The sequence below is a fragment of the Acidovorax sp. BL-A-41-H1 genome, from assembly GCF_051942715.1.
The window spans coordinates 1,227,281-1,253,330 of the sequence record NZ_JBPVJQ010000006.1 but is presented as its reverse complement, the minus strand read 5'-3'; the positions used below and the strand labels follow the sequence as shown (position 1 = coordinate 1,253,330).

Sequence of the window (26,050 nt, the reverse complement as noted above, 5' to 3'; positions counted from 1 at the left end):
CAAACCGCACCGCTTTGACCGCCCGGGCCTAAACTTTTCCTCGGTTTGGCGCGTTATGTACCCACCGAAAGGATTTCTTCCATGAAAACAACCATCGCTTTTGCGTCCTTGGTGGCCGTCGCCGGTTTTGCCAACGCCCAAGAACAGGGCCGCGTTCTGTCGGCCACGCCCATCGTCCAGCAAGTGGCCACCCCGCAGCAGGTGTGCGGTAACGAGACGGTTTACAACGGCAACCGGACCACGGGTGCCGGAGCTGTAGTGGGCGCCATTGCAGGGGGCGCTGCTGGCAATGCCATCGGCAAGGGCAGCGGACGAGCCGCAGCCACGGCGATCGGGCTGATCGGCGGTGCCGTGCTGGGCAACCAGATCGAAGGCGGCCAGCCGCAGTACCAGAACGTGCAGCGCTGCACGACCGAGACCTATTACGAAAACCGCACCGTAGGCTACGACGTGGTGTACGAATACGCAGGGCGCCAGTACAGCACCCGCACCCAGAACGATCCTGGCGGCTGGATCCCGCTGACGGTTCAGCCCGCGGGCCAGACTTACACCACACGGCCGGACCCCTACGCCCCCAACGGGGTTTACAGCCAGCCGGGGGTGGTCACCTCCACTTATCCCCGCGGCCCGGTTTATCAGCAACCGACTTACATCACGCCCCCCGTCACCGTGATCGAGTACGGATACGACGGCCGCTACCCTCCTCATCGCAACCCCTACTGGCGATAGCTGGGGCGGGGCGGCAGGCACTCGCTGATCGCCGAAATGTGCGAACTGATTGAAAGGAGCCATGCTGGCTCCTTTTTTTTGCAATGGCACACACCGTACATCTTCTGCACGGTGCCGCAAGCACCTTTCCGCCCTACCCTAAAATCAGTGGTTTCTCCCATTTCAGGCACCGCATTCATGACCACCGAAAAGATCGACGGCGTGTCCGTCACGACCCAGGCCAACGTTTACTTTGACGGAAAGTGCGTCAGCCACGGCATTACCTTTGCCGACGGCACCAAGAAGTCGGTAGGCGTTGTGCTGCCCGCCACGTTGACCTTCAACACCGGCGCTCCCGAAATCATGGAATGCGTGGGCGGTTCGTGTGAGTACAAGCTCGACGGGACCGACCAGTGGATCAAGTCGTCTGCAGGCGAGAAATTCAGTGTGCCCGGCAACTCCAAATTCGACATCCGCGTCACTGAGCCATATCACTACATCTGCCATTTCGGCTGAGCCCTCTGTTTTCCTACTTACAGCCCACTGCATATGGCAACCATCCTTCAACACCTCCCTATCGGCCAAAAGGTCGGCATCGCTTTCTCGGGTGGCCTGGACACCAGCGCTGCACTCCACTGGATGAAGCTCAAGGGCGCAGTGCCTTACGCGTACACGGCCAACCTGGGCCAGCCTGATGAGCCGGACTACGACGCCATTCCACGCAAGGCGATGGAATACGGCGCCGAACAGGCCCGGCTGATCGACTGCCGGGTGCAACTGGCCCATGAAGGCATCGCAGCCCTGCAAGCCGGCGCCTTCCACATCTCTACGGGCGGCCTGACCTACTTCAATACCACTCCGCTGGGACGTGCCGTGACCGGCACCATGCTGGTAGCAGCCATGAAGGAGGACGACGTCAACATCTGGGGCGACGGATCGACCTTCAAGGGTAACGACATCGAACGCTTTTACCGGTATGGGCTGCTGACCAACCCATCCCTGCGCATCTACAAGCCCTGGCTGGACCAGCTGTTCATCGACGAACTGGGTGGCCGCGCAGAAATGTCGGCCTTCATGACCAAGGCGGGGTTTGGCTACAAGATGAGCGCAGAGAAGGCCTACAGCACCGACAGCAACATGCTGGGCGCCACGCACGAAGCCAAGGATCTCGAATTCCTGTCCAGTGGCATCCGCATCGTCAACCCGATCATGGGCGTTGCCTTCTGGAAGGATGACGTCGAAGTCAAGCGCGAAGAGGTTTCGGTCCGCTTCGAGGAAGGCCAACCCGTGGCACTGAACGGCATCGAGTTCGCCGACCCGGTGGAGCTGATCCTCGAAGCCAACCGCATTGGCGGCCGTCACGGCCTGGGCATGAGCGACCAGATCGAGAACCGCATCATCGAAGCCAAAAGCCGCGGCATCTATGAAGCCCCAGGGCTGGCGCTTTTGCACATTGCGTACGAGCGTCTGGTGACCGGCATCCACAACGAAGACACCATTGAGCAGTACCGCATGAACGGGCTGAAGCTCGGCCGACTGCTCTACCAGGGCCGCTGGTTCGATCCGCAGGCCATCATGCTGCGCGAAACCGCACAACGCTGGGTGGCACGCGCCGTGACCGGAACGGTCACCCTGGAGCTGCGCCGTGGCAACGACTACTCACTGCTCAACACCGAAAGTCCGAACCTGACCTATGCGCCAGAGCGCCTGTCGATGGAGAAGGTGGAAGACGCGCCTTTCTCTCCGCTGGACCGAATCGGCCAGCTGACGATGCGCAACCTGGATATCTCCGACACGCGCGGCAAGCTCGGGGTTTATGCCCGCGCCGGGCTGCTTTTGCCCGACTCGCAAAACGATCTGCTTCGCGTGACCGCAGGCCACCAATAAGGTCTGTTGCAAAAAAGAGAAAAGGCCGTACGATGTAACGGCCTTTTTTTACATCACTTAAATCATTTTTAGCATAAAATATGACACTTCAATACCCCTACGGAGAAGCGTCATGTCCAGTCTCGTCCAGTTGATCACGCGCCGCGGTGTGCAGATCGTCAGTGGTTTCTTGCTGTCCGCAGCAGCGTTTGCCTTGCCCATGCCAACCGGACCGGTCGTTCTGACTATCAGTGGAAACGTGGGGGAAGCCAACCAGGGCAAGACGGCAACATTTGACATGGCGATGATCGAGGCACTGCCTCAGCGTACCTTTGTCACGACAACACCTTGGGACAAGCAACCCACCAAATTCACCGGGCCGTTGCTGCGCGATGTGCTGGCCGCCGCCAAGGCAAAGGGAAAGACCCTGACTGCACTGGCATTGAACGACTACAAGACCACCATTCCGATGGATGATGCGCAAGCTTTTGACGTGATCGTGGCCCACCGGATCAATGACCAGCCCATCTCTGTGCGCACCAAAGGACCGCTTTTCATCATCTATCCCTTTGACACCAAGTCCGAACTCAAGACCGCGACATACTTCGGTCGGTCGGCCTGGCAACTGAAGTCCCTGACGGTGGACTGATTCTTTTGATGCCCGAGCGTCTCGTCAGTCAGCGCCACCTTCTGTGGCTGGCGCTTGGGACAGCCATGATGGCGGCCGCCATGGCCGTCCTTTTGCTGCTGCAGTTCACCCAGCAGCAGGCCATACGCAAGAGTGCGGACCTCCGCAGCGACTCGATCACGGCGCTGGCGTTCCAGCTGGAGCGCGAATTTCTGCGGTTGCGCCATGTGCTGGAGGTCAACGCGCGCAGCACGGGCCCTGTCGACGAGCAGACGCTGCTGCTGCGCAGCGATATCTTTGCAAGCCGGTTTCAGCTGATGCATGACACGCCCAGCGCGTCTGCCGTGCAGGAACAGATCGAATACACGCGGATCATGCCGCGGCTGCAAGCACTTGTTGCCCGCATCGATGCCGTCTTGCAGCCTCCGGCAAAGCCCACGCGCAAGGAACTGGCACAACTGGTGGACGAGCTCAACAGCATCGGCCCCGAAGTGCAGGAACTGACGATGGTCGCCACGCGCCACACGGCGCGCCTGCTGGAGGAGCAGGAGTCGACCATGCTCGAGCAAAGCAGCCAGATCATGGCGCTGATCCTGGGCCAGCTGGTCTTCCTCCTGATCGCTGCCGTAGCCCTCGCAATGCGACAGCGCCGTCAGGAAAAGGAACGCGCAGCACTGGAGCTGCTTACCCAGAACCTCCGGGCGGCCAATCTCGCTGCGGAAGCTGCCAACCGCGGCAAGAGCCAGTTCCTGGCCAACATGAGCCACGAGTTGCGCACGCCCTTCAACGGCGTGCTGGGCATGCTCACGATGCTGGAACGAAGCCCGCTCTCGTCCAGTCAGCACGAATTCGTGCTGACCGCCCGCAACTCCGCGGACCACCTCCTCACGTTGCTCAACGACATTCTCGATGTCTCGGCGATGGAGACGGGCAAGATGAGCATTCATCCTGTGCTGGTCGAACTGGAGCCGCTCCTTACGGATATCGAGCGCCTCATGCGCCCCCTGGCGGAGCAGAAAGGGTTGCAGTTCGAGATCGCTCGCGCGTCGGATCTGCCGCCCTGGGTCTCCGCGGACGGCACCCGTCTCAAGCAAATTGTCCTGAACCTGGTCACCAATGCCATCAAGTTCAGTGATGCGGGCCGTGTGAGCGTCTCCATCGAGCGCTACGCAGCTGCACAGAAGATCCAGCCCGGCAACATCTATCCACTGCAGATCACCGTGGCAGACCAGGGCATCGGCATGGATGCGCCCACGCTGGCGAGACTGTTCGAACGATTCACGCAGGGCGACGCGAGCACATCGCGCCGGTTTGGCGGCACCGGACTCGGGCTTGAGATCTCCAGAAATCTGGCGCGGCGGATGGGGGGCGACATTTCCGTGACCAGCGAGCCCGGACACGGCAGCACCTTCACCGTGCAATTGCCACTGGTCACGGCTGAGGCGCCGGAACAGCGCGTACCAGTGGTACAGGAGGCGGCTGCGGTGACCCGCCCGGCAGACGTACAAGGTCTTCGCATCCTCGTTGCCGATGACCAGGCAGTGAATCGCAAGTACATGGGTGCCTTGCTACAGGACATGGGCCACACCACCGCGTTTGCGGAAAATGGCGAGCAGGCTTTCGCCGCCGCAACCGCCGAAACCTATGACCTGGTATTGATGGATCTGCACATGCCGGTGATGGATGGGTTTGAGGCGACACGCCGCATACGCTCAAACCCAGGCAGCGCGTCGTTGCCGGTCATTGCACTTACCGCAGACGTCTTTGCAGAAACACGTCTCAAGGCTGCCGAGGCAGGCATGACTGCATTCATCAGCAAGCCTGTCAACGCAGGCGTCCTGCAGGCAACCATGACAGACCTGTTTGGCATGCGTGGGGCGCCTGCCCAGGCTGGCACGCGCACGGAGCCCGAGCCGCCCTTCGCCGTGAATGGGCTGCCGCAGCCCGGCGCATCAGCGCCTGCGCCACGGAAACCCCGGAGGCGCTTCAGGCCCGGGGACCTGGAAACCCACATGGACATGAAGATGGTGGGCGAGGTCTGTATCGGCGTATCGGCGCAAGGGTACCGTTCGTTACTGGGCAGCTTCTTCCAGGATGAGTCCGGCGCCATGGATGCCCTGCTCGGGGCCATGCGCACACCCGGGTCGGCAGATCTGTCGACCACTGCCCACGCTTTCAAAGGCGCGGCGGCCAACCTGGGCTTTCACCGGCTGGCAGCCATCGCGCTTCGGCTGGAGAAGGCCCAACCGGGGTCAGACGCCGGCCTTCCTTCGCCCGACGAGCTGTTGGAGGCCTGGGCGATGGCGCACGCGCTGTGCGTCCGGATGGGCTTCACGGACATCGAAGCGCTGCCTGAAAGGCACATCCCTGCGCCCAACGAAAAGGCGGGTTGACGCCCTGCGGACAGGTACCGGCCTGGAAGGCTCCTCACCCTTCACTCGCGGTCCTCTGTTGCCATGGCCAAGCAAAGACCGCACAGCGCCGTGCGCAACGGCTCAGACCACCACAGGTTCAGGCTCCAGCCGGATGCCGAAACGCTCGTACACGCTGGTCTGGATCGCCTTGGCGAGCGTCATGACCTCGCCACCCGTCACGCTGTGATCGCCATGGCCACGGTTCACAAGCACCAGTGCCTGCCTTTCGTACACACCCGCCTTGCCAATGGTTTTCCCCTTCCACCCGCACGCGTCGATCAGCCAGCCTGCGGCGAGTTTGATGGAACCGTCCGGCATGGGGTAGTGCACGATCCGGGGCTCGCGGGCAATGATGTCAGCACACTGCTCGGGCGTGACGGTCGGATTCTTGAAGAAGCTGCCAGCGTTACCCACCACCGCGGGATCTGGCAGCTTGGAGCGGCGGATCTCGCAAACCCAGTCGCAAATCTGCCGGGCATCGGGCTGCTCAATTCCAGCCTCGAGGCGCCGCCGCTCAAGGTCCAGATAGCCCAGTACGGGCTTCCACGGCTTTGGCAACCTGAAGCGCACATGCGTAATCACAGCCCGTCCTCCCAGCCCCATGCTGCGCGGCAAGCCCGCTCCGTCCTCCGGTTGCGCGGCAGGCGCATGCTTGAACACGGAATCGCGATAGCCGAACCCGCACTGGGCCGCATCGAGCGTGAACGTCTGGCCAGTCCAGAGGTCGACCGCGTCCAGCGATTCGAAGCGGTCCTGCAGCTCGACGCCATAGGCGCCGATGTTCTGCACCGGCGACGCGCCCGCCGTCCCCGGAATGAGCGCAAGGTTCTCCAGCCCGGGGAAACCGTGCGACAGCGTCCAGAGCACACAGTCGTGCCACGCTTCGCCCGCGCCGGCCTCGACGATCCATGCTTTTGCCGTTTCTTCGACCAGACGAAGGCCTTTGATCTCGATCTTGAGCACTACCGGCTTTACATCCCCCGTCAAGACGATGTTGCTGCCGCCACCGAGCACAAACTTGGGAAGCGGTGCCAGCGCGCGGTCATTGACCACTGCGAGCAAGTCCGACACCGAACGAATTCGCACGAGCTGCTGGGCGCGGGCTGCAATGCCGAAGGTGTTCCACGGCTGCAGGGGGACGTTTTTCTCGACTACCATTAACGCGATTGTCGCACCCGCCCCCAGGCAGCGACACGCTACGCCCACCACACCCGAGTCCACAATACAGTTCACCATGCCATCTTTTGACACCGTCTGCGAAGCCAACCTCGTTGAAGTGAAGAACGCCGTCGAGAACACCACCAAGGAAATTGGCACCCGGTTCGACTTCAAGGGAACCTCTGCAAGCATCGAGATCAAGGACAAGGACATCACCCTGATCGGTGACGCCGAATTTCAGCTAACGCAGATTGAGGACGTCCTGCGCAACAAGCTCACCAAGCGCAACGTGGATGTCCGTTTTCTCGACATGGGCGACGTGCAAAAGATGGGTGGCGACAAGGTCAAACAGGTCATCAAGGTGCGAAACGGCATCGAGAGCGAGCTCGCCAAGAAGATCCAGAAGCTGCTCAAGGAGAGCAAGCTGAAGGTACAGGCCGCCATCCAGGAAGACAAGGTACGGGTGACTGGAGCCAAGCGCGACGACTTGCAGGCGGCTATGGCGCTGATCCGCAAGGACGTCACCGATGTGCCGCTGTCGTTCGACAATTTCCGTGACTGACGTGAACTGCGGCGCCGCTTCCGAGCTTCCATGCGCGAAATATCACTGCCCATGACAAGCCTGATCCCCGCCGGTAGACGTCTCGCTGCCGTTGCCGCGGTTTCTGCAGCAGCGGTGCTGGCAACGAGCCCTGTCCTGGCGCAATCCGTGGCTCTGGCGGGGGTGCTGGGCAACAAGGCGCTTCTGGTGGTCGATGCCTATCCGCCGCGCGCCCTGGGCGCGGGTGATGAGTTTGAGGGCGTCAAGGTCATTGCGGTGACACGTGACGAAACCACCATCGAGATCAAGGGCGCGCGCCGTAGCCTCCGGTTGGGCGAAGCCCCGGTGAGCGTCGGCAATCGGGGGGGCAGCGGACGCCGGATCGTTCTCAACGCCGATAGCAGGGGGCACTTCATCAACAGCGGTCTCATCAACGGCAAGGTCATGCAGTACATGGTGGACACCGGTGCATCCACCATCGCCATCGGCCGCCCTGATGCGGATCGCCTGGGGTTGGCGTACCAGAGCGCAGAGCCCGTGCGCATGAATACAGCCAATGGCGTCGCCCAGGGCTGGCGGCTCAAGCTTGATTCGGTACGGATTGGTGACGTGGAAGTGTTCGGCGTGGAAGCCATCGTCACTCCGCAGGCGATGCCCTACGTGCTACTGGGCAACAGCTTTCTCACCAGCTTTCAAATGACGCGTAATAACGAGCAGATGGTGCTGGAAAAGCGCAACTGATCACTGTTCAAAGAACGAACTGATGTCCGCGCACTCCAGCCCCGGCCACCAACGCCATGAGGACGAATACGAAGATCTGCTGGGTCTGTGGTCAGACCTGGAGTCGGCGCTTTCGGTCGTGCTGTCTCGGCCGCTGCGCGTGCAGGATTTCGCATCCAAGATCAGGCAGTTTGACAGCTGGTTGCAGGATCTCGTGGCGCACGATATCGACGCCGCGCTGTACCTGATGTTCCAGCTGGCGGGCACCTCGACCGTGGGGTACAGCACCTCGCACGCGCTGGTGTGCGGCACGCTATGCCACATCATGGCCCAGGAACTGGACCTTCCCCGTGGCGAACGGGACAGCCTTGTGCGAGCTGCGCTCACAATGAACATCGGAATGACGGCGCTGCAGGATGAACTGGCCGGCCAGCGTGAGCGGCCTACGCCGGCACAGCAAGAGGCCATCCGCAGCCACCCCGAAGAAAGCCAGGCCATGCTGGAGCGGCTGTTCGTGGCCGATGCGCTCTGGCTTGAAGTGGTCGGGCAGCACCACGCGAATGTGGCAGACAGGGTGCCCCTGGCCGCTCAGGAGCCGGTGGACCGCCTCAGCCGCATCCTGAGCACCATCGACCGCTACGCAGCCATGATCAGCCCGCGCAAATCACGTGCGGGCCGGAGCGCCACCGATTCCGTGCGCGCGATCGTCGGGCAGGAAATCGATCAGCGCGATGAGGTCAGCTACACGCTCGTCCGCTCGGTGGGGCTTTGCCCGCCCGGCACGTTTGTGAAACTCGACAACGGCGACACAGCCATCGTCCTGCGCCGCAGCGACAAGGCCAATCTGCCGCTGGTAGCCAGCCTGCTCGACCAGAGTGGGAACCATCACGCGGAGCCCAGTCTGTACCAGACCGCCAATGGCAAGCCGAGAATCCAGTCAGCCCTGGCACGCGCGGCTGTCAGCGTGGACCTGAACCACCGCACCATGGTACGGCTGGGGCTGTACGCAGCCCAGCACAGCACCAGGCTGCGCGATCTGGTCACCCGACCCGGAAGCCTTTAGGGTCCTCCAGGTCGCACGGCTGCCCCTGTGGCGGCCATGCAGCGAAGCCGATTACTTCAGTGGCGGCTTACCCGCCCCGCCCGCTGCAGCCTTGCCTGATTTGCCCGCACCCAGGCGCGACTCCTTGCCCTGGATGAGGCGCTGGATGTTCTCCTTGTGGCGCCACGCCAGCAGCATCCCCATGACCACAATCGCGCCCGCGATGGTGCCCTCGGCGTACCAGACGACGCCATCGACCAGGAGGTAGTACACCGGCGCAAAGGCCGCGGCCACCAGCGATGCGAGCGACGAGTAGCGGAAGAAGAACGCGATGATGAGCCAGGTCACCGCGGTAGCCAGCCCCAGCCACACGCTGATACCGACGAGCACACCCAGGGCCGTGGCCACGCCCTTGCCACCCTCGAAGCGAAAGAACACCGGCCACAAATGGCCCAGGAATGCCGCCAGCCCTACCAGCGCGACCGTCCCGTCATCCAGGCCATAGGGTTCGCCGTACCACATGACCAGCGCCACCGGCAGCCAGCCCTTCACGGCGTCCAGCAACAGGGTGATGATGGCAGCCGCCTTGCTTCCGGACCGCAGCACATTGGTAGCGCCAGGGTTCTTGCTGCCGTAGGTGCGCGGGTCGCTCAGGCCCATCACGCGGGTCACGATCACGGCGAAGGAAAGCGAGCCCAGCAGATAAGCGGCCAGCGCGGCCAGGATGGGGTAGGTGGCAGTCAAGACGGGTCCTCGGAGTCGTGCGTGTAACCGGTTATTCTGCCAGCGCGCAACGCACGGGCGTAGCCGCCAGCAACTGCACGCAGACCTGTGGGTCCAGTTGCACCAGAAACCCCCGCCGCCCGCCATTGATGGCAATGCGGGGCAGTCCGAGAATGGTTTCCTCGATGTACACGGGCATGCTGCGCCGCGTGCCGAACGGGGACGTGCCCCCCACCAGATACCCGCTGTGGCGGTTGGCCACCTCAGGTGTGCAAGGCTCTACCGACTTCGCACCGATCTGGCGCGCCAGGTTCTTGGTGGACACCTTGCGGTTGCCATGCATCAGCACCAGCAACGGCTTGGCGTCCTGGTCCTGCATGACAAGCGTCTTCACCACGGTGAACGGGTCGAGCCCCAGTACCTCGGCGCTGTGCATGGCGCCGCCGTGCTCAAGGTACTCATAGGGATGTTCGGTAAACGCCACCTTGTTTGCCTTGAGCAACTGGGTAGCCTGGGTTTCGGAGACGTGTTCTTTCTTGGCCATGGTGCGGTGCGGGCAGGGAAACGATGGTACCGGTATCCGAACAAGGAGGACGTGTGCAGCTGCGCAGCTGTCAAAACGCCGCGGCGGGCGCCGCCGCCTTGCGCCGCCGCCCCACCTTGCGCTTGCCGTACTGCTCGATGGCCACCACCAGCGCCTGCGTGAACTGCTGCACCATGGCCGACTGCACACGGCCTTCGGTGGCCAGCACCTGCAGGCGCCGCTGTTGCAACTGCGCGTCATCGAAGGGGCGGGCCGCAAGCATGCCTGCCTCCACCCAGCGCGCGGCCGTCAGGTAGCTGGCCAGCACTACATCCTGCCCACTGAGCAAGGGCAGCAATGCAGACGAAAAATTGCTCTCGACGGCAGGCACATAGCGCAGGCCTTGCACGGCGCAGCTCAGGTCAAACAGCTGCCGGCCCGTGGTGTTGCCCGCACCCAGCAGTAGCGGGTAGCGCACTACATCGGCCACGCACACGCTGCGCTGGCGTGCCAGCGGATGGTGCGTGGGCATGATGGCGTAGATGGGAGCAATGGCCGAGTGCAGCACCTGCAACCCCTTCTCGGGCGCCACGCTGTACTTCAGCGCGAGGTCAGCCTCGCCCCGCAGCACCAGTGCTGAAACCTCCTGCGGCACTGCCACCTGAAGCTGCAGCTGCACCTGTGGATGCGCCTGCCTGAACGCCGCCATCACGGTCGGCATGAACCCGGCCGCAAACCCCTCGGTACAGGCCAGCCGCACACGCACCGCACCCTGGGCAGACAGATCCTGCAATTGAGCGACCAGGTCCATCGCTTGCGCATCGTGTGCGCTGGCATGCGCCAGCAGCCGGGTGCCCGCTTCGGTCAAGGCCATGCCGCGCGCCTGGCGCTCGAACAGCACCACACCCAGGCTGTCCTCCAGCTTGCCCAGCTGGCGGCTCACGGCCGAGGCTGCCACATGCAGGCGCTGCGCGGCCTGGTTGACCGAGCCGCTGCGAGCCACCTCCAGAAAGTAGCGCAAGGGCAGGCTGAGTAATGAAACCGGCATGGCTTTTTAAATCACAAACAGGCAACGCTCAGTTGCCAAATCTCTATTCCAGGCAATGGTAAACCAGCATCCATCTGGCATGGCTTGAGGCTCCAATTACCCATGCCCTTGCGCGCGTCGCACCGCATATGCCATGCGACCTCGCGCTGCCCGGGCCTGATCCACGGAGTCTTTATGAAACGTCTTGTTCGAGCTTCTTTCCTCAGCGCAAGCCTGGTGGCCCTGATGGGCCATGCCAGCCTGGCCCAAGCCCAGACGCCGCTCCCAGCCGACGCCTGGCCGCAACGCCCCATCCGCATGGTGGTTCCGTTTCCGCCGGGTGGGGGCACCGATGCGGTAGCCCGCGCGCTGGGGCAAAAGCTCTCCTCCCGCCTGGGTACACCGGTTGTCATCGACAACAAGCCCGGCGCCGCCACCATCATCGGCACCGAAGCCGTGGTGCGTGCCGAACCCGACGGCTACACGCTGCTGGTCTCAGGCTCCACCAGCTACACGGTCAACCCTGCCTTGCGCAGCAAACTGCCCTACGACCCCGCCCGTGACCTGGTCGCGGTGGCTACGGTCGCGCGGGCGCCCCTGGTGCTGGTCGTCAGCGCCAGCTCGCCGTACAAGGACCTCAACGCGCTGATTGCCGCGGCCAAGGCAGCACCCAAAAGCATCCACTACGCCACCTTCGGGTCCGGCTCGGGTCCGCATCTGGCGGGCACACTGCTGGAGCAGGCCGCAGGCATCAGGCTGCAGGACGTTCCCTACCGCGGCAGCAGCCAGTCGCTGATGGCCCTGATCGGCGGCGAGATCCAGCTGGGCATCGACACCGTGGCTGCGGCCGCCCCGCAGATCAAGGCGGGCAAGCTGCGTGCACTGGCCATTGCCGGCAAGTCGCGATCCAGCATGCTGCCGGGTGTTCCCACCGTGGAAGAGCTCAAGCTGCCCGACGCGGTCTTCGATGCGTGGTACGCCATTGCTGCCCCCGCCAGAACGCCCCAAACCGTCATCCGGAAACTGGTGGCCGAAGTGGAAGCCGTAACCCGCGACAGCGGCTTGCAAGAGCAGATGCGCGCACAAGGCATGGAGCCCGTGCACCTCGGGCCCGCAGCCACCCGCGCCGTGATCGACGACGAGATCGGGCGCTACCGCGCCCTCGCCCACCGCGCACAGATCGTGGTGGAGTGAAGCAAGCAACCGCACATCAGAGGACCCGCACCATGACCCGAGAGCAACTCATCGCCAGCGTTCACCGCTACTTTGACGATGGCCGCTTTGCAACCGACCTGCGGCGCCGCGTGGCCTGGCGCACCGAAAGCGACACCGGCAAGCTGCCGCCCGAACTGCGCACCTACCTCACCGACGAAATGGTGCCGTGGCTCACGCCCCTGGGCTTCACATGCCAGGTGCTGGACAACCCCTCACCGCAGGGTGGCCCCTTGCTGGTGGCCCGCCGGGTGGAAGACCCTGCCCTGCCCACCGTGCTCACCTACGGCCACGGCGACGTGGTCAACGGGCAGGACAGCCAGTGGCGCGAGGGCCTGTCCCCCTGGACGCTGACCATGGAAGGCGAACGCTGGTATGGCAGGGGCACGGCCGACAACAAGGGCCAGCACACCGTGAGCCTTGCCGCGCTGGCTCACACCATCGAGGCCCGCGGCGGGCAGCTTGGCTACAACGTGACCCTGCTGCTGGAGATGGGCGAAGAGGCGGGTTCGCCAGGTCTTGGCCCGTTCTGCGAACTGCACCGCGATGCGTTGAAGGCAGACCTGTTTCTGGCGAGCGACGGCCCCCGTGTGAATGCAGCCCGCCCCACCCTCTTCCTGGGGTCACGCGGCGCCATCAACTTTGCGCTCAGCGTGCGCAGCCGCGACAAGGCCTACCACTCGGGCAACTGGGGCGGCGTGCTGGCCAACCCTGCCACGGTGCTGACCCACGCGCTGGCCACGCTGGTGGACGCCAAAGGCCGCATGTTGGTCAAGGGCCTGCTGCCGCCCGCAGTACCCGACAAGCTGCGCACGGCACTCAGCGATGTCGTGATTGGCGCGGGCGCCGACGACCCGGCGCTCACGCCCGGCTGGGGCGAGCCAGGCCTTACGCCAGCTGAACAGCTGGTGGGGTGGAACACGCTGGAGGTACTGGCGCTGGGTGCAGGCAACGCCCAGCGGCCGATCAACGCCATACCTGCACAGGCCGTGGCGCACTGCCAGCTGCGATTTGTCGTGGGCACCGACTGGCAGAACGTGCAGGCTACGCTGCGCGAGCACCTGGACGCGCATGGATTCCAGGCGGTCGAGATCACCCTGGGCATGCAGTGCGGTGCGACGCGGCTGGATCTGCACAACCCGTGGGTGGACTGGGCGCTGGCCTCGCTGCAAACCAGTGCCGGCCAGCCGGCCACGCTGCTCCCCAACCTGGCGGGCTCGCTACCCAACGACATCTTTGCCGACCAGCTGGGCCTGCCCACCCTGTGGGTCCCCCACTCGTACCCGGCCTGCGCCCAGCACGCGCCCAACGAGCACCTGCTGGCCCCGGTGGCGCGCGAAGGTTTGGCGGTGATGGCCGGGCTGTTCTGGGACCTGGGCGAGCCACAGGGCACACCGTGGCGGGAAGGCGCCTTGGCAGCACAAACTGCAGCAGATGCCTGAACGGTAAGCAACAACCGCCAAAACTGGCGCGGCCCAAGCGAGAGACACCCAGCAAAGGCCGCAGCGCAGCGATGGTGTCGCCCCCTCGGGAGGGAAGGCGCCCCAGGCGACTCAGGGCGGAGCCATTACAGCGCCGGGTCGCGCAGCTCCCAGCGGATCGCGTCGATTTCCTTGAGCATTTCAGGCGTCAGCGTGGTGCCCCAGGCGGCCAGGTCTTCGTCCAGCTGCGCCATCGATGTCACGCCGATGATGGTGCTGGCCACCTGCCACTTGGTGTAGCAGAACGCCAGCGCCATTTGCGTAGGCGTCATGCCGTTTTCGCGGGCCAGTGCATTGTAGCGGCGCGAAGCCTCCAGCGCCTCGGGGCGGCCCCAGCGCTGCTTGCGCACTGATTCGTACGTGGAAATGCGCGCGCCCTTGGGGGCACCGTCGCCCGTGATGCCGCTGTTGTCGTACTTGCCCGTCAGCAGGCCAAAGCCCAGGGGCGAGTACGCCAGCAGCGACACGTCCAGCCGGTGGCAGGTTTCGTCCATGCCGTTTTCCCAGGTGCGGTTGATGAGGCAGTAAGGGTTTTGCACCGTGGCCACGCGCGGCAGGCCATGCTGTTCGGCCAGGCGCACGAACTCGTGCACGCCGTATGGCGTTTCGTTGGACAGGCCTATGTACCGCACCTTGCCCGCCTTCACCAGGCCTGCCAGCGCCTCCAGCTGCTCGCGGATCGGTGTGGCGGACGTTTCCTTTTCGGGGTTGTAGTACATGGTGCCGAAGGCGGGCACATGGCGCTCGGGCCAGTGGATCTGGTAGAGGTCGATCACCTCGGTTTGAAGCCGGCGCAGGCTGGCCTCGCACGACGCCACGATATCCGCCGCCGACATGCCGGTGCCATTGCGCACCCAGGGCATGCCGCGCGATGGGCCGGCCACCTTGGTGGCCACCACCAGCTTCTGGCGTGCCCCGGGGTTCTTGGCAAACCAGTTGCCGATGATGGTCTCGGTGGAGCCACAGGTCTCTGCCTTGGCAGGCACCGAGTACATCTCTGCCGTGTCGATGAAGTTCACGCCTTGGGCCAGCGAATGGCTCAGGATGGCATGCGAGTCGGCTTCATTGACCTGTTCGCCAAAAGTCATCGTGCCCAGGCAGATGGGCGTGACATGCAGGTCGCTCTGACCGAGACGGACTGTGTTCATTCGTGAGGGCTCCGAAAGGATGGAAAACGGGGGAAGGAACCCAGGTAATCAGGCAGGCCTGGGCTCGTGAACAGGCGCCGCGCCGCAGTGGTGAGGCCGCCGCGCAGAGGCAGCCGGGGATGGTACAAGCGAATGCCAAATCGCGTGCGGCCCGTTCCGGCTTGAAGTCGAACGTGCAGTCGCCGTGCCGATGCAATGCACTGCCGGCGGTGGCTACGGCCCGCCAGCCGGGGCCGGTGATGCAAAGCGAATACGGACTACAGGACACCGCGCAGGGGCACAAAACAATGACGGCTACCTACCGCCATTAACAGCACACCATGCCTGAAGGCCCGTCCATCCTCATCCTGCGCGAACAGGCCGCGGCCTTTGCAGGCCAGACCGTGCGCCGGGTCGAGGGCAACACCTCCGTCGACAAGGAACGCCTGCTGGGCCAGCCCATCGTGAGCGTGCGCAGCTGGGGCAAACACTTTTTGCTGGAGCTGCCGGATTTCAGCCTGCGCATCCACTTTCTGCTGTTTGGCAGCTATCGCATCAACGAACGCAAGGATGCACCGGTGCGGCTGGGCCTGGGCTTCGACGCGGGCGAGCTGAACTTCTACAGCTGCTCGGTGAAGTTCATCGAAGGCCCGCTGGATGACGCGTACGACTGGAAGGCCGATGTGCTGTCGGACGCATGGGACCCTGCCCTGGCGCTCAAGCGCCTGCGCGCGCAGCCCGACACGCTGGTGTGCGATGCCCTGCTGGACCAGGACCTGTTTGCGGGGGTGGGCAACATCATCAAGAACGAGGTGCTGTACCGCATCCGCCTACACCCGCTTTCCACCATCGGTGCCTTGCCCGCGCCCAAGCTGCGCGAGCTGGTGAAAGAGGCCCGGCAATACAGCTTCGACTTTCTGGCGTGGAAAAAGGCGTTCGTACTCAAGCAGCACTGGCTGGCCCACCGCAAGACGCTGTGCACCCGCTGCAATGTGCCGCTCGCGCGGGCCAAGCTGGGCACGCACATGCGGCAAAGCTACTTTTGCGAAGTGTGCCAGGTGCAGTACGGCGCCCCGGCACCCGCGTCCGGTGCGGGTGCCGCCCGTGCCGAACCTTCCGCCAAAGCGGCTAAGCCTCGAAGGCGCAAAGGTGCAGCGCAGGGCACAGAACCTAGCACGCACAAGCGTTAGGACACGCCGGCACCAGGTACAGCCACCAAGGCGACAGCCCGCCGCGCTGTACGCCAGTACCGCCGAATACCATTGCGGCACGAGCGCGCACCACGCGCCCCCTGTGTTTGCATCGTCCCTACCTCGATCCGCCGTCTGCGCCTGCCCTGCGCCACTGCCATGTACATCCCGACCAAGCCCTCTCGCAGCAGCACCCTGGCCATGCGCCATCTTCAATACCACGTACGCCACTGGGGGCCGGAAGCGTCTGGCGATGGGTTGCCCACGCTTGTGCTGCTGCACGGCTGGATGGATGTGAGCGCCTCATACCAGTTTGCGGTGGACGCGCTGCAGGGCGACCGCCGCATCATCGCGCCCGACTGGCGCGGCTTTGGCCTGAGCTCGGGCGGGCCTGTGGACCACTACGTGTTTGCCGACTACCTGGCAGACCTCGACCTGCTGCTGGACCACTACGCACCCGGCGAGGCCGTGGACCTGGTGGGCCACAGCATGGGCGGCAACGTGGCCATGATGTATGCCGGCGTGCGCCCCCAGCGTGTGCGCCGCCTGGTCAATCTGGAGGGCTTTGGCATGCCCGCCACCCGGCCCGCCCAGGCCCCCACCCGCTATGCCCAGTGGATCGACGAGATCAAGCACCTGCATGCAGGCGACAAGACGCTGAAAAGCTACGACACCGCCGAGGGCGTGGCGCAGCGCCTGATGAAGACCAACCCCCGCCTGTCGCGCGACAAGGCCGAGTGGCTGGCGCAGCACTGGGCCCGCCCCAACGCAGAGGGACGCTGGGAAATCCTGGGCGACCCGGCGCACAAGATCACCAGCGCCCAGCTTTTCAGGCTGGACGAATCTTTGGCCATCTATGAGCGCATCACCGCCCCCGTGCTGGCCGTGGAGGCCGACAGCGACAGCCTGGGCCAATGGTGGAAGGGCCGCTACGACCTGAATGAATACCACCAGCGGCTGAGCCATGTGCCTGACTGCCGGCAGGCGGTGGTGACCGAAGCGGGGCACATGCTGCACCACGACCAGCCGCAGCAGGTCGCACGCCTGATCGAGGACTTTCTGGCCCTCCCCTGAGCGTTTTCAAGCCAAAACGGGCTGTAGCGCTTGATTCATATGCCCCCATTGCTATCATTTTCGATTAGTCAGAACTGAAGGGCGCTAGCCTTCCGGCACATCGTCACGCTGCGCAGCCATGCCAAGGGCCATTGGCTGGGCCGCACCCCATCCCATGAGAAAATCGCGGGTTACTCCACAGAACACCCAAGGCAAGCATCATGGACGCAGAACGCATCAACCTCATCGGCAACACCCTTTCTGACCTGGCGGTGCGAACGCAAGAGTTACGGAGGTATCTTTGACTTCGATGCCAAATTTGAACGTCTGCGCACGGTAAACGCCTCGCTCGAAGACCCTGCCGTCTGGAACGACCCCAAGAAGGCGCAGGAGCTGGGCAAGGAAAAGAAATCGCTCGATGGCGTGGTGCTCACGCTCGACCGCCTCACGCAGGAACTGGCCGACAACGCCGAACTGTTCGAGATGAGCAAGGAAGAAGGCGATGACGATGGCCTGATGACCATCGAGACCGAAACCGCCAAGCTCAAGCCCGAGATCGAGCAGCTGGAGTTCCGCCGCATGTTCCGCATGGAGGCCGACCCGCTCAACTGCTTTGTCGACATCCAGGCAGGTGCCGGCGGCACCGAGGCCTGCGACTGGGCCAGCATGCTGCTGCGCCAGTACCTCAAGTACGCCGAGCGCAAGGGCTTCAAGACCACGGTCGAGGAAGAAACCGCGGGCGACGTCGCCGGCATCAAGAGCGCCACCATCAAGGTCGAGGGCGAGTACGCCTACGGCCTGCTGCGCACCGAAACCGGCGTGCACCGCCTGGTGCGCAAGAGCCCGTTCGACTCGTCCGGCGGCCGCCACACCTCGTTCGCCTCGCTGTTCGTCTACCCCGAGATCGATGACTCGATCCAGATCGACATCAACCCGGCCGATGTGCGCACCGACACCTACCGCGCATCGGGCGCGGGCGGGCAGCACATCAACAAGACCGACTCGGCCGTGCGCCTGACGCACATCCCCACCGGCATCGTGGTGCAGTGCCAGGACGGCCGCAGCCAGCACGGCAACCGCGACATCGCGTGGCAGCGCCTGCGCTCGCGCCTGTACGACTTTGAAATGCGCAAGCGCCAGGAAGAGCAGCAAAAGCTGGAGGACACCAAGACCGACGTGGGCTGGGGCCACCAGATCCGCAGCTATGTGCTGGACAACAGCCGCATCAAGGACCTGCGCACCAACGTCGAAATCTCGGCCACGCAAAAGGTGCTGGACGGCGACCTCGACGCGTTCATCGAAGCCTCGCTCAAGCAGGGCGTGTAAATGACGCAACCCACGCCCCTGGCCGCGCTGCGCATGTACACCGACGCCATCATCTTCGACATGGACGGCACCATGATCGACTCCATGCCCTGGCACGCCCAGGCATGGGTCGAGTTCACACGCCGCCGCGGCATGCAGATTGACGTGCCCGACCTGATGGCCCGCACCACGGGCAAGAACGGCACCGAGTGCATCGTGGAGCTGCTGGGCCGCCCCGTGTCGCAGGACGAGGCAGACGCCCTCACGCACGAGAAGGAAACCATCTACCGCGAGCTGTTTGCGCCGCGCTTTGCCGAGGTGGCGGGCTTTCGCCAGTTTGCGGGCCAGGTGCACGCCCGCGGGCTGAAGGTGGCGGTGGGCACGGCCGGCGACATGGGCAATGTGGAATTCGCGATGGGCCACCTGGGCATGGCGCCTGCGCCGCTGGCTATCGTGCGTGGCGACGAAGGCCTGCCCGGCAAGCCGCAGCCTGCGATTTTTCTGGAGGCAGCGCGCCGCATCGGCGTTGCGCCCGAGCGCTGCATCGTGTTTGAAGATGCACCCTTTGGCATCGAGGCCGCGCGCCGCGCCGGCATGCGCGCCGTGGCCATCTGCAGCACCCACACGCCCGAACAACTGGCCGGGCCGCATGTGCTGGCCGCCGTGCGCGACTACACCGAACTCATGAACACCGACTTTCTGGAGAGCATCCATGTTGCAACTGCATAACGCAGACGGAAGCGGCGACGGCGCAGGCCCGGCCATTGCCGTCCGGCGCGAGGATTACGCCGCCCCCGCCTACTGGATCGACAGCGTCGACCTCACCTTCGACCTGGACCCGGCCAAGACACGCGTGCTCAACCGCATGACGCTGCGGCGCAATCCGGCGGTGGCAGCGCAGCCGCTGCGCCTGGACGGTGAAGACCTGAACCTGGCGCGCGTGCTCGTCAACGGCCAGGGCACGTCGTTCAAGATGGACGGCTCGCGCCTGGTGCTGGAGAACCTGCCCGAGGGCGAGGAACCCTTCGCGCTGGAAATCTTCACCACCTGCTGCCCCGCCAAGAACACGCACCTGATGGGCCTGTACGTGAGCCAGGGCACGTTCTTCACGCAGTGCGAGGCCGAAGGCTTCCGTCGCATCACGTACTTTCTGGACCGCCCCGACGTGATGGCCAGCTACACCGTGACGCTGCGGGCCGACAAGGCGCAGTACCCCGTACTGCTGAGCAACGGCAACCTGGTGGACAGTGGCGATCTGGAAGACGGCCCTAACGGCGCAAGACATTTTGCCAAGTGGGTGGACCCGCACAAGAAGCCCTGCTACCTGTTTGCCCTGGTGGCGGGCAAGCTGGTGGCACGCGAGCAGAAGATCAAAAGCCGATCGGGCACCGACCACCTGCTGCAGGTGTATGTGCGCCCTGGCGACCTGGGCAAGACCGAGCACGCGATGAATTCGCTGATGCACAGCGTGGCCTGGGATGAAGCCCGCTTCGGCTTGCCGCTGGACCTGGAGCGCTTCATGATCGTCGCCACCAGCGACTTCAACATGGGCGCCATGGAGAACAAGGGCCTGAACATCTTCAACACGAAGTACGTTCTGGCCAGCGAATCCACCGCCACCGACACCGACTTTGCCGACATCGAAAGCGTAGTTGGCCACGAGTACTTCCACAACTGGACGGGCAACCGCGTCACCTGCCGCGACTGGTTCCAGCTGAGCCTGAAGGAAGGCCTCACTGTCTTCCGCGACCAGGAATTCAGCATGGACCTGGCCGCCAGCCCGTCGGCCCGCGCTGTCAAGCGCATTGAAGACGTGCGCGTGCTGCGTACCGCCCAGTTCCCTGAAGACGCGGGCCCTATGGCCCATCCGGTACGGCCCGACAGCTACGTCGAAATCAATAACTTCTACACCGTCACCATCTACGAAAAGGGTGCCGAGGTGGTGCGCATGCAGCACAACCTGGTAGGTCGCGACGGCTTCGCCAAGGGCATGAAGCTGTACTTCGAACGCCACGACGGCCAGGCCGTGACCTGCGATGACTTCGTGCAGGCCATGGCAGACGCCAACCCGGCCAGCGCACTCACGCAACACCTGGCGCAATTCAAGCGCTGGTACAGCCAGGCAGGCACCCCGCGGGTGCAGGCCGTGGGGCATTACGACGCCGCCACGCGCTGCTATGCGCTCACGCTGTCGCAAAGCTGCGCAGCCACGCCGGGTCAAAGCGAAAAGCTGCCGTTCGTGATCCCGATTGAACTGGGATTGGTGAATGCGTCCACCGGCGCCGCCCTGCCCCTGCATCTCGCAGGCGAAGGCAGTGCAGACGCAGCATCGGCCGCCACGTCGCGCGTGGTGGTGCTGACTGAGGCATCGCAGACGCTGACATTCACCGGCATCGACGCCGAGCCCGTGCCATCGCTCTTGCGCGGCTTCAGCGCGCCGGTGGTGCTGGACATCGACTACACCGACGCACAACTGCTCACCCTGCTCGCCCACGACACCGACGCCTTCAACCGGTGGGAAGCGGGCCAGCGCCTGGCACTTCGATTTGCTATCAATTCAATAGCTTCTGAGGCAAATGATACAAGCGCTACCGGCCATTTTGACCTCAAAATCCTGCCTGACGCCTTTGTCGAGGCCCTGCGGACGGTATTGCGCAATCCGGGGCTGGATGCCGCGTTCAAGGAACTGGTCCTCACGCTGCCGTCAGAGACCTACATCGCCGAACAGCTCGACGTGGTGGACCCACAGCGCATCCACCTGGTGCGCGAAGCCATGCGTGCGCAACTCGCCCTGGCGCTGCAAGCCGACTGGGCATGGGCGTGGGAGCAGCACCATGACACCGGCGGGTACAGCCCCGATCCCGTCTCATGCGGCCGCCGCGCGCTGAGCGGCCTGGCACTGCACATGCTGTGCATTGCCGCCCAAGCCAACGGTGATGCGGTGTGGCCCGGCAAGGCATTCCAGCGCTTCAAGGATGCGGGCAACATGACCGACCGTTTCAACGCACTCACGGCTCTGGTGGCCAGCGGCAGCGAGCTGGCGGCCCCTGCGCTGGCGCGGTTTCATGCATTGTTCAAAGACGACCCGCTGGTCATCGACAAATGGTTTGCCCTGCAGGCCGGCGCGCCCGACCGCGGCGGCAACATCTTGCCGGCGGTCCGCAAGCTCATGCAGCACGCCGACTTCAGCCTCAAGAACCCCAACCGCGCCCGCAGCGTGATCTTCAGCTACTGCAACGGCAACCCTGGTGCCTTCCACCGCGAAGACGCAGCGGGCTACACCTTCTGGAGTGATCGCGTCATCGAACTCGATGCCATCAACCCGCAGGTCGCCGCCCGCCTGGCGCGCGCTCTCGACCGCTGGAAGAAGCTGGCCGAGCCCTGGCGCAGCGCAGCCCGCGAAGCCATCGCCCGCGTCGCCGCAAGACCGGATCTGTCCAACGACGTGCGCGAGGTCGTCAGCCGCGCGCTGGCCGGCTAAACCAACAATAAGGAACCCACCAACATGGCAAAAAACATCAGCCTGACCCGTTACCTCGTTGAACAGCAACGGATGGACGGGCTTATCCCTTCGCAACTGCGCCTGCTGCTGGAAGTGGTGGCCCGCGCCTGCAAAAGCATCAGCCACGCCGTGAACAAGGGCGCGCTGGGCGGCGTGCTGGGCGCTGCCGGCAGCGAAAACGTGCAGGGCGAGATCCAGAAAAAGCTCGACATCATCGCCAACGAGGTGCTGATCGAAGCCAACGAATGGGGCGGCCACCTGGCCGCGATGGCGTCTGAGGAAATGGACGGTATCTACCTGGTCCCCAACCGCTACCCCCAGGGCGAATACCTGCTGCTGTTTGACCCGCTCGATGGCTCGTCGAACATCGACGTGAACGTGAGCATCGGCACCATCTTCAGCGTGCTCAAGAAGCCTGATGACGACCGCGGCGTGGAAGAAGCCGACTTTCTGCAGCCTGGCACACAACAGGTGGCGGCCGGGTACTGCATTTACGGCCCGCAGACCACCCTGGTGCTCACCGTGGGCGACGGCGTCGCCATGTTCACCCTGGACCGCGAACAGGGCTCGTTCGTACTGACCGAAGAGAACATCCGGATCCCTGAAGACACCAAGGAATTCGCGATCAACATGAGCAACATGCGCCACTGGGACGAGCCCGTGAAGCGCTACATCGACGAATGCCTGCAAGGCCGCGACGGCCCGCGCGGCAAGGACTTCAACATGCGCTGGATTGCCAGCATGGTGGCCGACGTGCACCGCATCCTGACCCGCGGGGGTGTCTTCATGTACCCCTGGGACAAGCGCGAGCCCCACAAGCCAGGCAAGCTGCGCCTGATGTACGAAGCCAACCCCATGGGCTGGCTGGTAGAGCAGGCCGGCGGCGCTGCCACCAACGGCAAGCAGCGCATCCTCGACATCCAGCCCAGCCAGCTTCACGAACGCGTCAGCGTGATCCTCGGGTCGAAAAACGAAGTCGACCGCGTGACCAGCTACCATTCCACGCTATAATCGAAGGCTTAAGCCGGTGTAGCTCAGTCGGTAGAGCAGCTCATTCGTAATGAGAAGGTCGGGTGTTCGATTCATCTCTCCGGCACCAAGTCAGCAAAAGAAACCCCGCTATCTTATTGATAGCGGGGTTTTTCATTTCTTGGTACTTACAGACTGTTTACAGACTGTGAAGCAGGGTTTTGGGAACCGAAGGTGGTGTCCCAATGCAGGCGCTGAACGACGAGCAACCCGCGTGAAGAAGCCAGAAACAACTTGAGCTGCCCGACATATGTGCACGCTCGTGGATCCGCTTGTCGAGCTCGATCACGACCACCCAACCTCAACGTTTGACCTTTCATGAGCAGAAAGTCCAACACTCCCCCAGATGCCGTCGAGCGCGCCCTACTCACAACCGAGACCACGCAATCTGCGATCGAACTTCGCCGCGCGTTAGCGGTGACGCTACCAGCGCTCCACGGATTGCCTCTCAAAGAAACAGCGAGCGTGCTTGGTCGGTCAGTGACCTGGGTAGCCAAAGAGCGCCGTGCGTTCATCCATGAGCTCAAGGAGCCGGAGACAAAGGTCGGCCGGGGCGGGCGACGAAACCAGCTCATCCCGGCGGATGAAGAGGACGCGTTTGTAGAAGCGATATGCGAGCGCTACTTACGGATGAGTGCAGAGTGGCGGTCGCCTTTTCTACGTTCAAAACTTTCGTATGAAGAAGCTACTCAACCCTTTGTGGAGTTTGCTCACGCCGAGCTTGAGCGGCACATTCAACGGAAAACTACAAGAACTTCTGTCTACAACCTTCTCTCTCGTACAGGCAAGCGCATCTTCCCGATCTATCAACCGTTTAGATGGAAATCCAAATGCGAAGAGGAAATTTACAAGCGCCTAAATCGCTGTAATGAACCGCCCCGGGTTTCGAGGAGGCTCAACACTCTGAGAGGATTGAGCCATGAAGAAGACGAACAAGTTCTCGCCTGAGGTGCGTGAGCGCGCAGTGAGGATGGTGCAGGAGCAGCGCGGGGAGTACCCTTCACTGTGGGCCGCCATCGAGTCCATCGCCGCCAAGATTGGCTGCGTGCCACAGACACTGAACGAATGGGTCAAACGCGCCGAAGTTGATGCAGGTACGCGAGAAGGTGTCACCACGGCCGAAGCCCAACGGGTCAAGGAGCTGGAACGCGAGGTCAAAGAATTGCGCCGGGCCAACGAGATATTGAAGCTGGCCAGCGCGTTTTTCGCCCAGGCGGAGCTCGACCGCCGGTTGAAGTGATGTACCGGTTCGTGGACGAACACCGCGAAGTCCACGGGGTCGAGCCGATGTGCAGGCTGCTGCAGATCGCCCCGTCGGCCTATCGCAGGCATGCAGCCCGGTTGCGCGACACCGGCCTGCTCAGCCACAGGGCCCGGCGCGATGCGGTGTTGATGCCGACCATCGAGCGGGTGTGGAACGCCAACTTGCAGGTCTACGGCGCCGACAAGGTGTGGATGCAGCTGAACCGCGAGGGCGAGGTCGTTGCTCGGTGCACGGTCGAGCGCCTGATGAAGCGAATGGGGCTGCAGGGTGTCAGACGCGGTAAGGTGATTCGCACGACCATCAGTGACCGTAAGGCACTGTGCCCGCTGGACAAGGTGAATCGGCAGTTCCATGCACAGCGGCCGAACCAGCTGTGGGTCTCGGACTTCACCTATGTCTCTACCTGGCAGGGCTGGCTCTATGTGGCATTCGTCGTTGACGTCTTCGCCAGGCGCATCGTGGGCTGGCGCGTGAGCACATCGATGACCACGGACTTCGTTCTCGATGCTCTGGAGCAAGCGCTGTACGAGCGGCAACCCGAGCGCGACAGCAGCCTCATTCACCACTCGGATCGCGGCTCGCAGTACGTTTCGATTCGGTACTCGGAACGCTTGGCAGAGGCAGGGGTCGAGCCGTCTGTGGGCAGCAAAGGCGACAGCTACGACAACGCCCTGGCCGAGACGATCAACGGCCTGTACAAGGCCGAGGTGATCCACCGACGGACTTGGAAGACCCGCGAGGCAGTCGAGCTCGCCACGCTGACGTGGGTCTCGTGGTTCAACAACCATCGTCTGATGGGGCCGCTGGGCTACATCCCGCCTGCTGAAGCTGAGGCAAACTACTACCGCCAACTCGTCGAGCAATCAGCTGCAGTGGCATGAGCACTTAAACCAAACAGCCTCCGCGAAACCCGGGGCGGTTCACCTTGGTTGTTTTTGTTGCAACGACCTTGATAGGTTTTGCAGCAACAGCCTTGCCGGCCACTTGCTTGGAACGAGTGGAGGGAGTCGAAATGAGTTTTACCGCTCCGCCACCCAAAGCACCAGCGCCTGCCGCTCCTGCCGCAGTAACTACTGCGGTACCTCCCGCCATCCCTAGTCCCCCTGCTGCGAGACTTCCTCCACCAAGCGCAGCAAGCCCTGCAGATGAAGCAGCTGCCCCCGACAAAGATCCTGCAGCGACTCCCAAACCAGCTGCGCTTGCCATGGCTCCTATTGCCGGAGCGACAGCCCAGGCAGCGGGTCCACCAATAGCCACCCCTGCTGCAACGGCAGACTTGATCGGATTGTCCGCGACGAAATCCACTGCTTCGGACAGCTTGTCACCCAAGTAATTGAACAACGACATATTTGCTCCTAAATCATAGAAATTGCGGTCAGGAATCACTCAAAAAAGTTCGATAACAGTTTGCCTGCACCGTACGCCAGAGTACCGACAGCCGCACACGCAAGCGTACCGGCAACTATCGGGCCGCCGATGGTGGCGATTCCCACGCTAAGGGCTGCCCCGCCTAAACTCGTGCCCGTCGCCGCACCTA

The 26,050-nt window shown here is 63.4% G+C and carries 24 protein-coding genes, 1 tRNA gene and 1 other annotated feature; of the genes, 19 read left to right on the top strand and 6 right to left on the bottom strand.

Annotated features, from left to right (window positions below):
• Window positions 1-81 precede the first annotated feature (81 nt).
• The 5 genes from ACTPOI_RS18975 (at window position 82) to ACTPOI_RS18955 (ending at window position 5,595) form a co-directional block, all read left to right on the top strand.
• The gene (locus ACTPOI_RS18975; protein WP_440111574.1) at window positions 82-729 is read left to right on the top strand and encodes a glycine zipper 2TM domain-containing protein; all 648 of its coding nucleotides are present in this window, start codon (window positions 82-84) and stop codon (window positions 727-729) included.
• 177 nt (window positions 730-906) lie between these two features.
• On the top strand, window positions 907-1,224 hold the full coding sequence (locus ACTPOI_RS18970) for a pyrimidine/purine nucleoside phosphorylase (RefSeq protein WP_440111572.1): 318 nt from the start codon (window positions 907-909) through the stop codon (window positions 1,222-1,224).
• 33 nt (window positions 1,225-1,257) lie between these two features.
• The gene (gene argG / locus ACTPOI_RS18965; RefSeq protein WP_440111570.1) at window positions 1,258-2,595 is read left to right on the top strand and encodes an argininosuccinate synthase; all 1,338 of its coding nucleotides are present in this window, start codon (window positions 1,258-1,260) and stop codon (window positions 2,593-2,595) included.
• Window positions 2,596-2,707: 112 nt separating this feature from the next.
• Window positions 2,708-3,223: a molybdopterin-dependent oxidoreductase gene (locus ACTPOI_RS18960; protein WP_440111568.1), complete on the top strand. Its 516-nt coding sequence runs from the start codon at window positions 2,708-2,710 to the stop codon at window positions 3,221-3,223.
• An 8-nt stretch (window positions 3,224-3,231) separates the two neighbouring features.
• Window positions 3,232-5,595 (top strand): ATP-binding protein, encoded by a 2,364-nt coding sequence (locus ACTPOI_RS18955; RefSeq protein WP_440111566.1) that lies wholly within the window; start codon window positions 3,232-3,234, stop codon window positions 5,593-5,595.
• 102 nt (window positions 5,596-5,697) lie between these two features.
• On the opposite strand, the gene murB is transcribed toward ACTPOI_RS18955, so the two are convergent.
• Window positions 5,698-6,774 (bottom strand): UDP-N-acetylmuramate dehydrogenase, encoded by a 1,077-nt coding sequence (gene murB / locus ACTPOI_RS18950; protein ID WP_440111564.1) that lies wholly within the window; start codon window positions 6,772-6,774, stop codon window positions 5,698-5,700.
• Window positions 6,775-6,850: 76 nt separating this feature from the next.
• Here murB and ACTPOI_RS18945 point away from each other — a divergent pair, with 76 nt between their 5' ends.
• Genes ACTPOI_RS18945 through ACTPOI_RS18935 form a run of 3 tightly spaced genes read left to right on the top strand, consistent with a single transcriptional unit; the run spans window position 6,851 to window position 9,098 of the window.
• Complete coding sequence (locus ACTPOI_RS18945; RefSeq protein ID WP_440111562.1) at window positions 6,851-7,336, top strand: YajQ family cyclic di-GMP-binding protein; 486 nt, start codon at window positions 6,851-6,853, stop codon at window positions 7,334-7,336.
• 30 nt (window positions 7,337-7,366) lie between these two features.
• Window positions 7,367-8,056 (top strand): retropepsin-like aspartic protease family protein, encoded by a 690-nt coding sequence (locus ACTPOI_RS18940; RefSeq protein WP_440111560.1) that lies wholly within the window; start codon window positions 7,367-7,369, stop codon window positions 8,054-8,056.
• A gap of 22 nt (window positions 8,057-8,078) precedes the next feature.
• On the top strand, window positions 8,079-9,098 hold the full coding sequence (locus ACTPOI_RS18935) for an HD-GYP domain-containing protein (protein ID WP_440111558.1): 1,020 nt from the start codon (window positions 8,079-8,081) through the stop codon (window positions 9,096-9,098).
• A gap of 51 nt (window positions 9,099-9,149) precedes the next feature.
• On the opposite strand, the gene plsY is transcribed toward ACTPOI_RS18935, so the two are convergent.
• The 3 genes from plsY to ACTPOI_RS18920 all read right to left on the bottom strand — a co-directional run bounded on the left by plsY (window position 9,150) and on the right by ACTPOI_RS18920 (window position 11,371).
• On the bottom strand, window positions 9,150-9,821 hold the full coding sequence (plsY, locus tag ACTPOI_RS18930) for a glycerol-3-phosphate 1-O-acyltransferase PlsY (RefSeq protein WP_440111556.1): 672 nt from the start codon (window positions 9,819-9,821) through the stop codon (window positions 9,150-9,152).
• 31 nt (window positions 9,822-9,852) lie between these two features.
• Window positions 9,853-10,344, bottom strand: coding sequence for an aminoacyl-tRNA deacylase (locus tag ACTPOI_RS18925; protein ID WP_440111554.1), 492 nt, complete (start codon window positions 10,342-10,344; stop codon window positions 9,853-9,855).
• Between the two features lie 70 nt (window positions 10,345-10,414).
• Window positions 10,415-11,371, bottom strand: a complete 957-nt coding sequence (locus ACTPOI_RS18920; protein ID WP_440111552.1) for a LysR family transcriptional regulator — start codon at window positions 11,369-11,371, stop codon at window positions 10,415-10,417.
• A 174-nt stretch (window positions 11,372-11,545) separates the two neighbouring features.
• Between ACTPOI_RS18920 and ACTPOI_RS18915 the strand changes: the two genes are divergently transcribed.
• Together ACTPOI_RS18915 and ACTPOI_RS18910 are read left to right on the top strand one after the other, a co-directional pair.
• The gene (locus tag ACTPOI_RS18915) at window positions 11,546-12,544 is read left to right on the top strand and encodes a Bug family tripartite tricarboxylate transporter substrate binding protein (RefSeq protein ID WP_440111550.1); all 999 of its coding nucleotides are present in this window, start codon (window positions 11,546-11,548) and stop codon (window positions 12,542-12,544) included.
• A gap of 32 nt (window positions 12,545-12,576) precedes the next feature.
• On the top strand, window positions 12,577-14,004 hold the full coding sequence (locus tag ACTPOI_RS18910; RefSeq protein WP_440111548.1) for a M20 family metallopeptidase: 1,428 nt from the start codon (window positions 12,577-12,579) through the stop codon (window positions 14,002-14,004).
• Window positions 14,005-14,129: 125 nt separating this feature from the next.
• Here the strand turns inward: ACTPOI_RS18910 and ACTPOI_RS18905 are convergent, their stop codons facing one another.
• Window positions 14,130-15,191: an aldo/keto reductase gene (locus ACTPOI_RS18905; protein WP_440111546.1), complete on the bottom strand. Its 1,062-nt coding sequence runs from the start codon at window positions 15,189-15,191 to the stop codon at window positions 14,130-14,132.
• Window positions 15,192-15,511: 320 nt separating this feature from the next.
• Between ACTPOI_RS18905 and ACTPOI_RS18900 the strand changes: the two genes are divergently transcribed.
• From ACTPOI_RS18900 to ACTPOI_RS18860, 9 genes are all read left to right on the top strand, one after another.
• Window positions 15,512-16,360: a DNA-formamidopyrimidine glycosylase family protein gene (locus ACTPOI_RS18900; protein ID WP_440111544.1), complete on the top strand. Its 849-nt coding sequence runs from the start codon at window positions 15,512-15,514 to the stop codon at window positions 16,358-16,360.
• A 159-nt stretch (window positions 16,361-16,519) separates the two neighbouring features.
• The gene (locus tag ACTPOI_RS18895; protein ID WP_440111542.1) at window positions 16,520-17,434 is read left to right on the top strand and encodes an alpha/beta fold hydrolase; all 915 of its coding nucleotides are present in this window, start codon (window positions 16,520-16,522) and stop codon (window positions 17,432-17,434) included.
• Between the two features lie 200 nt (window positions 17,435-17,634).
• A protein-coding gene (gene prfB, locus ACTPOI_RS18890) for a peptide chain release factor 2 (RefSeq protein ID WP_440111540.1) occupies window positions 17,635-18,739 on the top strand; the annotation gives its coding sequence in 2 pieces (ribosomal slippage) (window positions 17,635-17,715 and window positions 17,717-18,739; 1,104 coding nt in all).
• A gap of 33 nt (window positions 18,740-18,772) precedes the next feature.
• On the top strand, window positions 18,773-19,447 hold the full coding sequence (locus tag ACTPOI_RS18885; protein WP_440112691.1) for an HAD family hydrolase: 675 nt from the start codon (window positions 18,773-18,775) through the stop codon (window positions 19,445-19,447).
• The gene (gene pepN / locus ACTPOI_RS18880; protein WP_440111538.1) at window positions 19,431-22,199 is read left to right on the top strand and encodes an aminopeptidase N; all 2,769 of its coding nucleotides are present in this window, start codon (window positions 19,431-19,433) and stop codon (window positions 22,197-22,199) included. Before ACTPOI_RS18885 ends, pepN begins: the two co-directional genes overlap by 17 nt.
• 24 nt (window positions 22,200-22,223) lie before the next feature.
• Window positions 22,224-23,231 (top strand): class 1 fructose-bisphosphatase, encoded by a 1,008-nt coding sequence (locus ACTPOI_RS18875; protein ID WP_440111536.1) that lies wholly within the window; start codon window positions 22,224-22,226, stop codon window positions 23,229-23,231.
• A gap of 12 nt (window positions 23,232-23,243) precedes the next feature.
• Window positions 23,244-23,319, top strand: a tRNA-Thr gene (locus ACTPOI_RS18870).
• 248 nt (window positions 23,320-23,567) lie between these two features.
• Window positions 23,568-24,197, top strand: coding sequence for a hypothetical protein (locus ACTPOI_RS18865; protein WP_440111534.1), 630 nt, complete (start codon window positions 23,568-23,570; stop codon window positions 24,195-24,197).
• A protein-coding gene (locus ACTPOI_RS18860) for an IS3 family transposase (RefSeq protein ID WP_440108155.1) occupies window positions 24,169-25,394 on the top strand; the annotation gives its coding sequence in 2 pieces (ribosomal slippage) (window positions 24,169-24,457 and window positions 24,457-25,394; 1,227 coding nt in all). Before ACTPOI_RS18865 ends, ACTPOI_RS18860 begins: the two co-directional genes overlap by 29 nt.
• Window positions 24,447-24,563, top strand: a sequence feature (AL1L pseudoknot). It overlaps the preceding gene by 117 nt.
• Before the next feature lie 4 nt (window positions 25,395-25,398).
• Here the strand turns inward: ACTPOI_RS18860 and ACTPOI_RS18855 are convergent.
• A complete protein-coding gene (locus ACTPOI_RS18855; protein WP_440111532.1) occupies window positions 25,399-25,899 on the bottom strand; it encodes a hypothetical protein in 501 nt (166 codons plus the stop codon).
• Window positions 25,900-26,050 lie beyond the last annotated feature (151 nt).

Coding starts and splice junctions, on each gene's coding strand:
- ACTPOI_RS18975 (WP_440111574.1), top strand. CDS start 82: ATGAAAACAACCATCGCTTTTGCGTCCTTGGTGGCCGTCGCCGGTTTT.
- ACTPOI_RS18970 (WP_440111572.1), top strand. CDS start 907: ATGACCACCGAAAAGATCGACGGCGTGTCCGTCACGACCCAGGCCAAC.
- argG (WP_440111570.1), top strand. CDS start 1,258: ATGGCAACCATCCTTCAACACCTCCCTATCGGCCAAAAGGTCGGCATC.
- ACTPOI_RS18960 (WP_440111568.1), top strand. CDS start 2,708: ATGTCCAGTCTCGTCCAGTTGATCACGCGCCGCGGTGTGCAGATCGTC.
- ACTPOI_RS18955 (WP_440111566.1), top strand. CDS start 3,232: ATGCCCGAGCGTCTCGTCAGTCAGCGCCACCTTCTGTGGCTGGCGCTT.
- murB (WP_440111564.1), bottom strand. CDS start 6,774: ATGGTAGTCGAGAAAAACGTCCCCCTGCAGCCGTGGAACACCTTCGGC.
- ACTPOI_RS18945 (WP_440111562.1), top strand. CDS start 6,851: ATGCCATCTTTTGACACCGTCTGCGAAGCCAACCTCGTTGAAGTGAAG.
- ACTPOI_RS18940 (WP_440111560.1), top strand. CDS start 7,367: ATGCGCGAAATATCACTGCCCATGACAAGCCTGATCCCCGCCGGTAGA.
- ACTPOI_RS18935 (WP_440111558.1), top strand. CDS start 8,079: ATGTCCGCGCACTCCAGCCCCGGCCACCAACGCCATGAGGACGAATAC.
- ACTPOI_RS18925 (WP_440111554.1), bottom strand. CDS start 10,344: ATGGCCAAGAAAGAACACGTCTCCGAAACCCAGGCTACCCAGTTGCTC.
- ACTPOI_RS18920 (WP_440111552.1), bottom strand. CDS start 11,371: ATGCCGGTTTCATTACTCAGCCTGCCCTTGCGCTACTTTCTGGAGGTG.
- ACTPOI_RS18915 (WP_440111550.1), top strand. CDS start 11,546: ATGAAACGTCTTGTTCGAGCTTCTTTCCTCAGCGCAAGCCTGGTGGCC.
- ACTPOI_RS18910 (WP_440111548.1), top strand. CDS start 12,577: ATGACCCGAGAGCAACTCATCGCCAGCGTTCACCGCTACTTTGACGAT.
- ACTPOI_RS18905 (WP_440111546.1), bottom strand. CDS start 15,191: ATGAACACAGTCCGTCTCGGTCAGAGCGACCTGCATGTCACGCCCATC.
- ACTPOI_RS18900 (WP_440111544.1), top strand. CDS start 15,512: ATGCCTGAAGGCCCGTCCATCCTCATCCTGCGCGAACAGGCCGCGGCC.
- ACTPOI_RS18895 (WP_440111542.1), top strand. CDS start 16,520: ATGTACATCCCGACCAAGCCCTCTCGCAGCAGCACCCTGGCCATGCGC.
- ACTPOI_RS18885 (WP_440112691.1), top strand. CDS start 18,773: ATGTACACCGACGCCATCATCTTCGACATGGACGGCACCATGATCGAC.
- pepN (WP_440111538.1), top strand. CDS start 19,431: ATGTTGCAACTGCATAACGCAGACGGAAGCGGCGACGGCGCAGGCCCG.
- ACTPOI_RS18875 (WP_440111536.1), top strand. CDS start 22,224: ATGGCAAAAAACATCAGCCTGACCCGTTACCTCGTTGAACAGCAACGG.
- ACTPOI_RS18865 (WP_440111534.1), top strand. CDS start 23,568: ATGAGCAGAAAGTCCAACACTCCCCCAGATGCCGTCGAGCGCGCCCTA.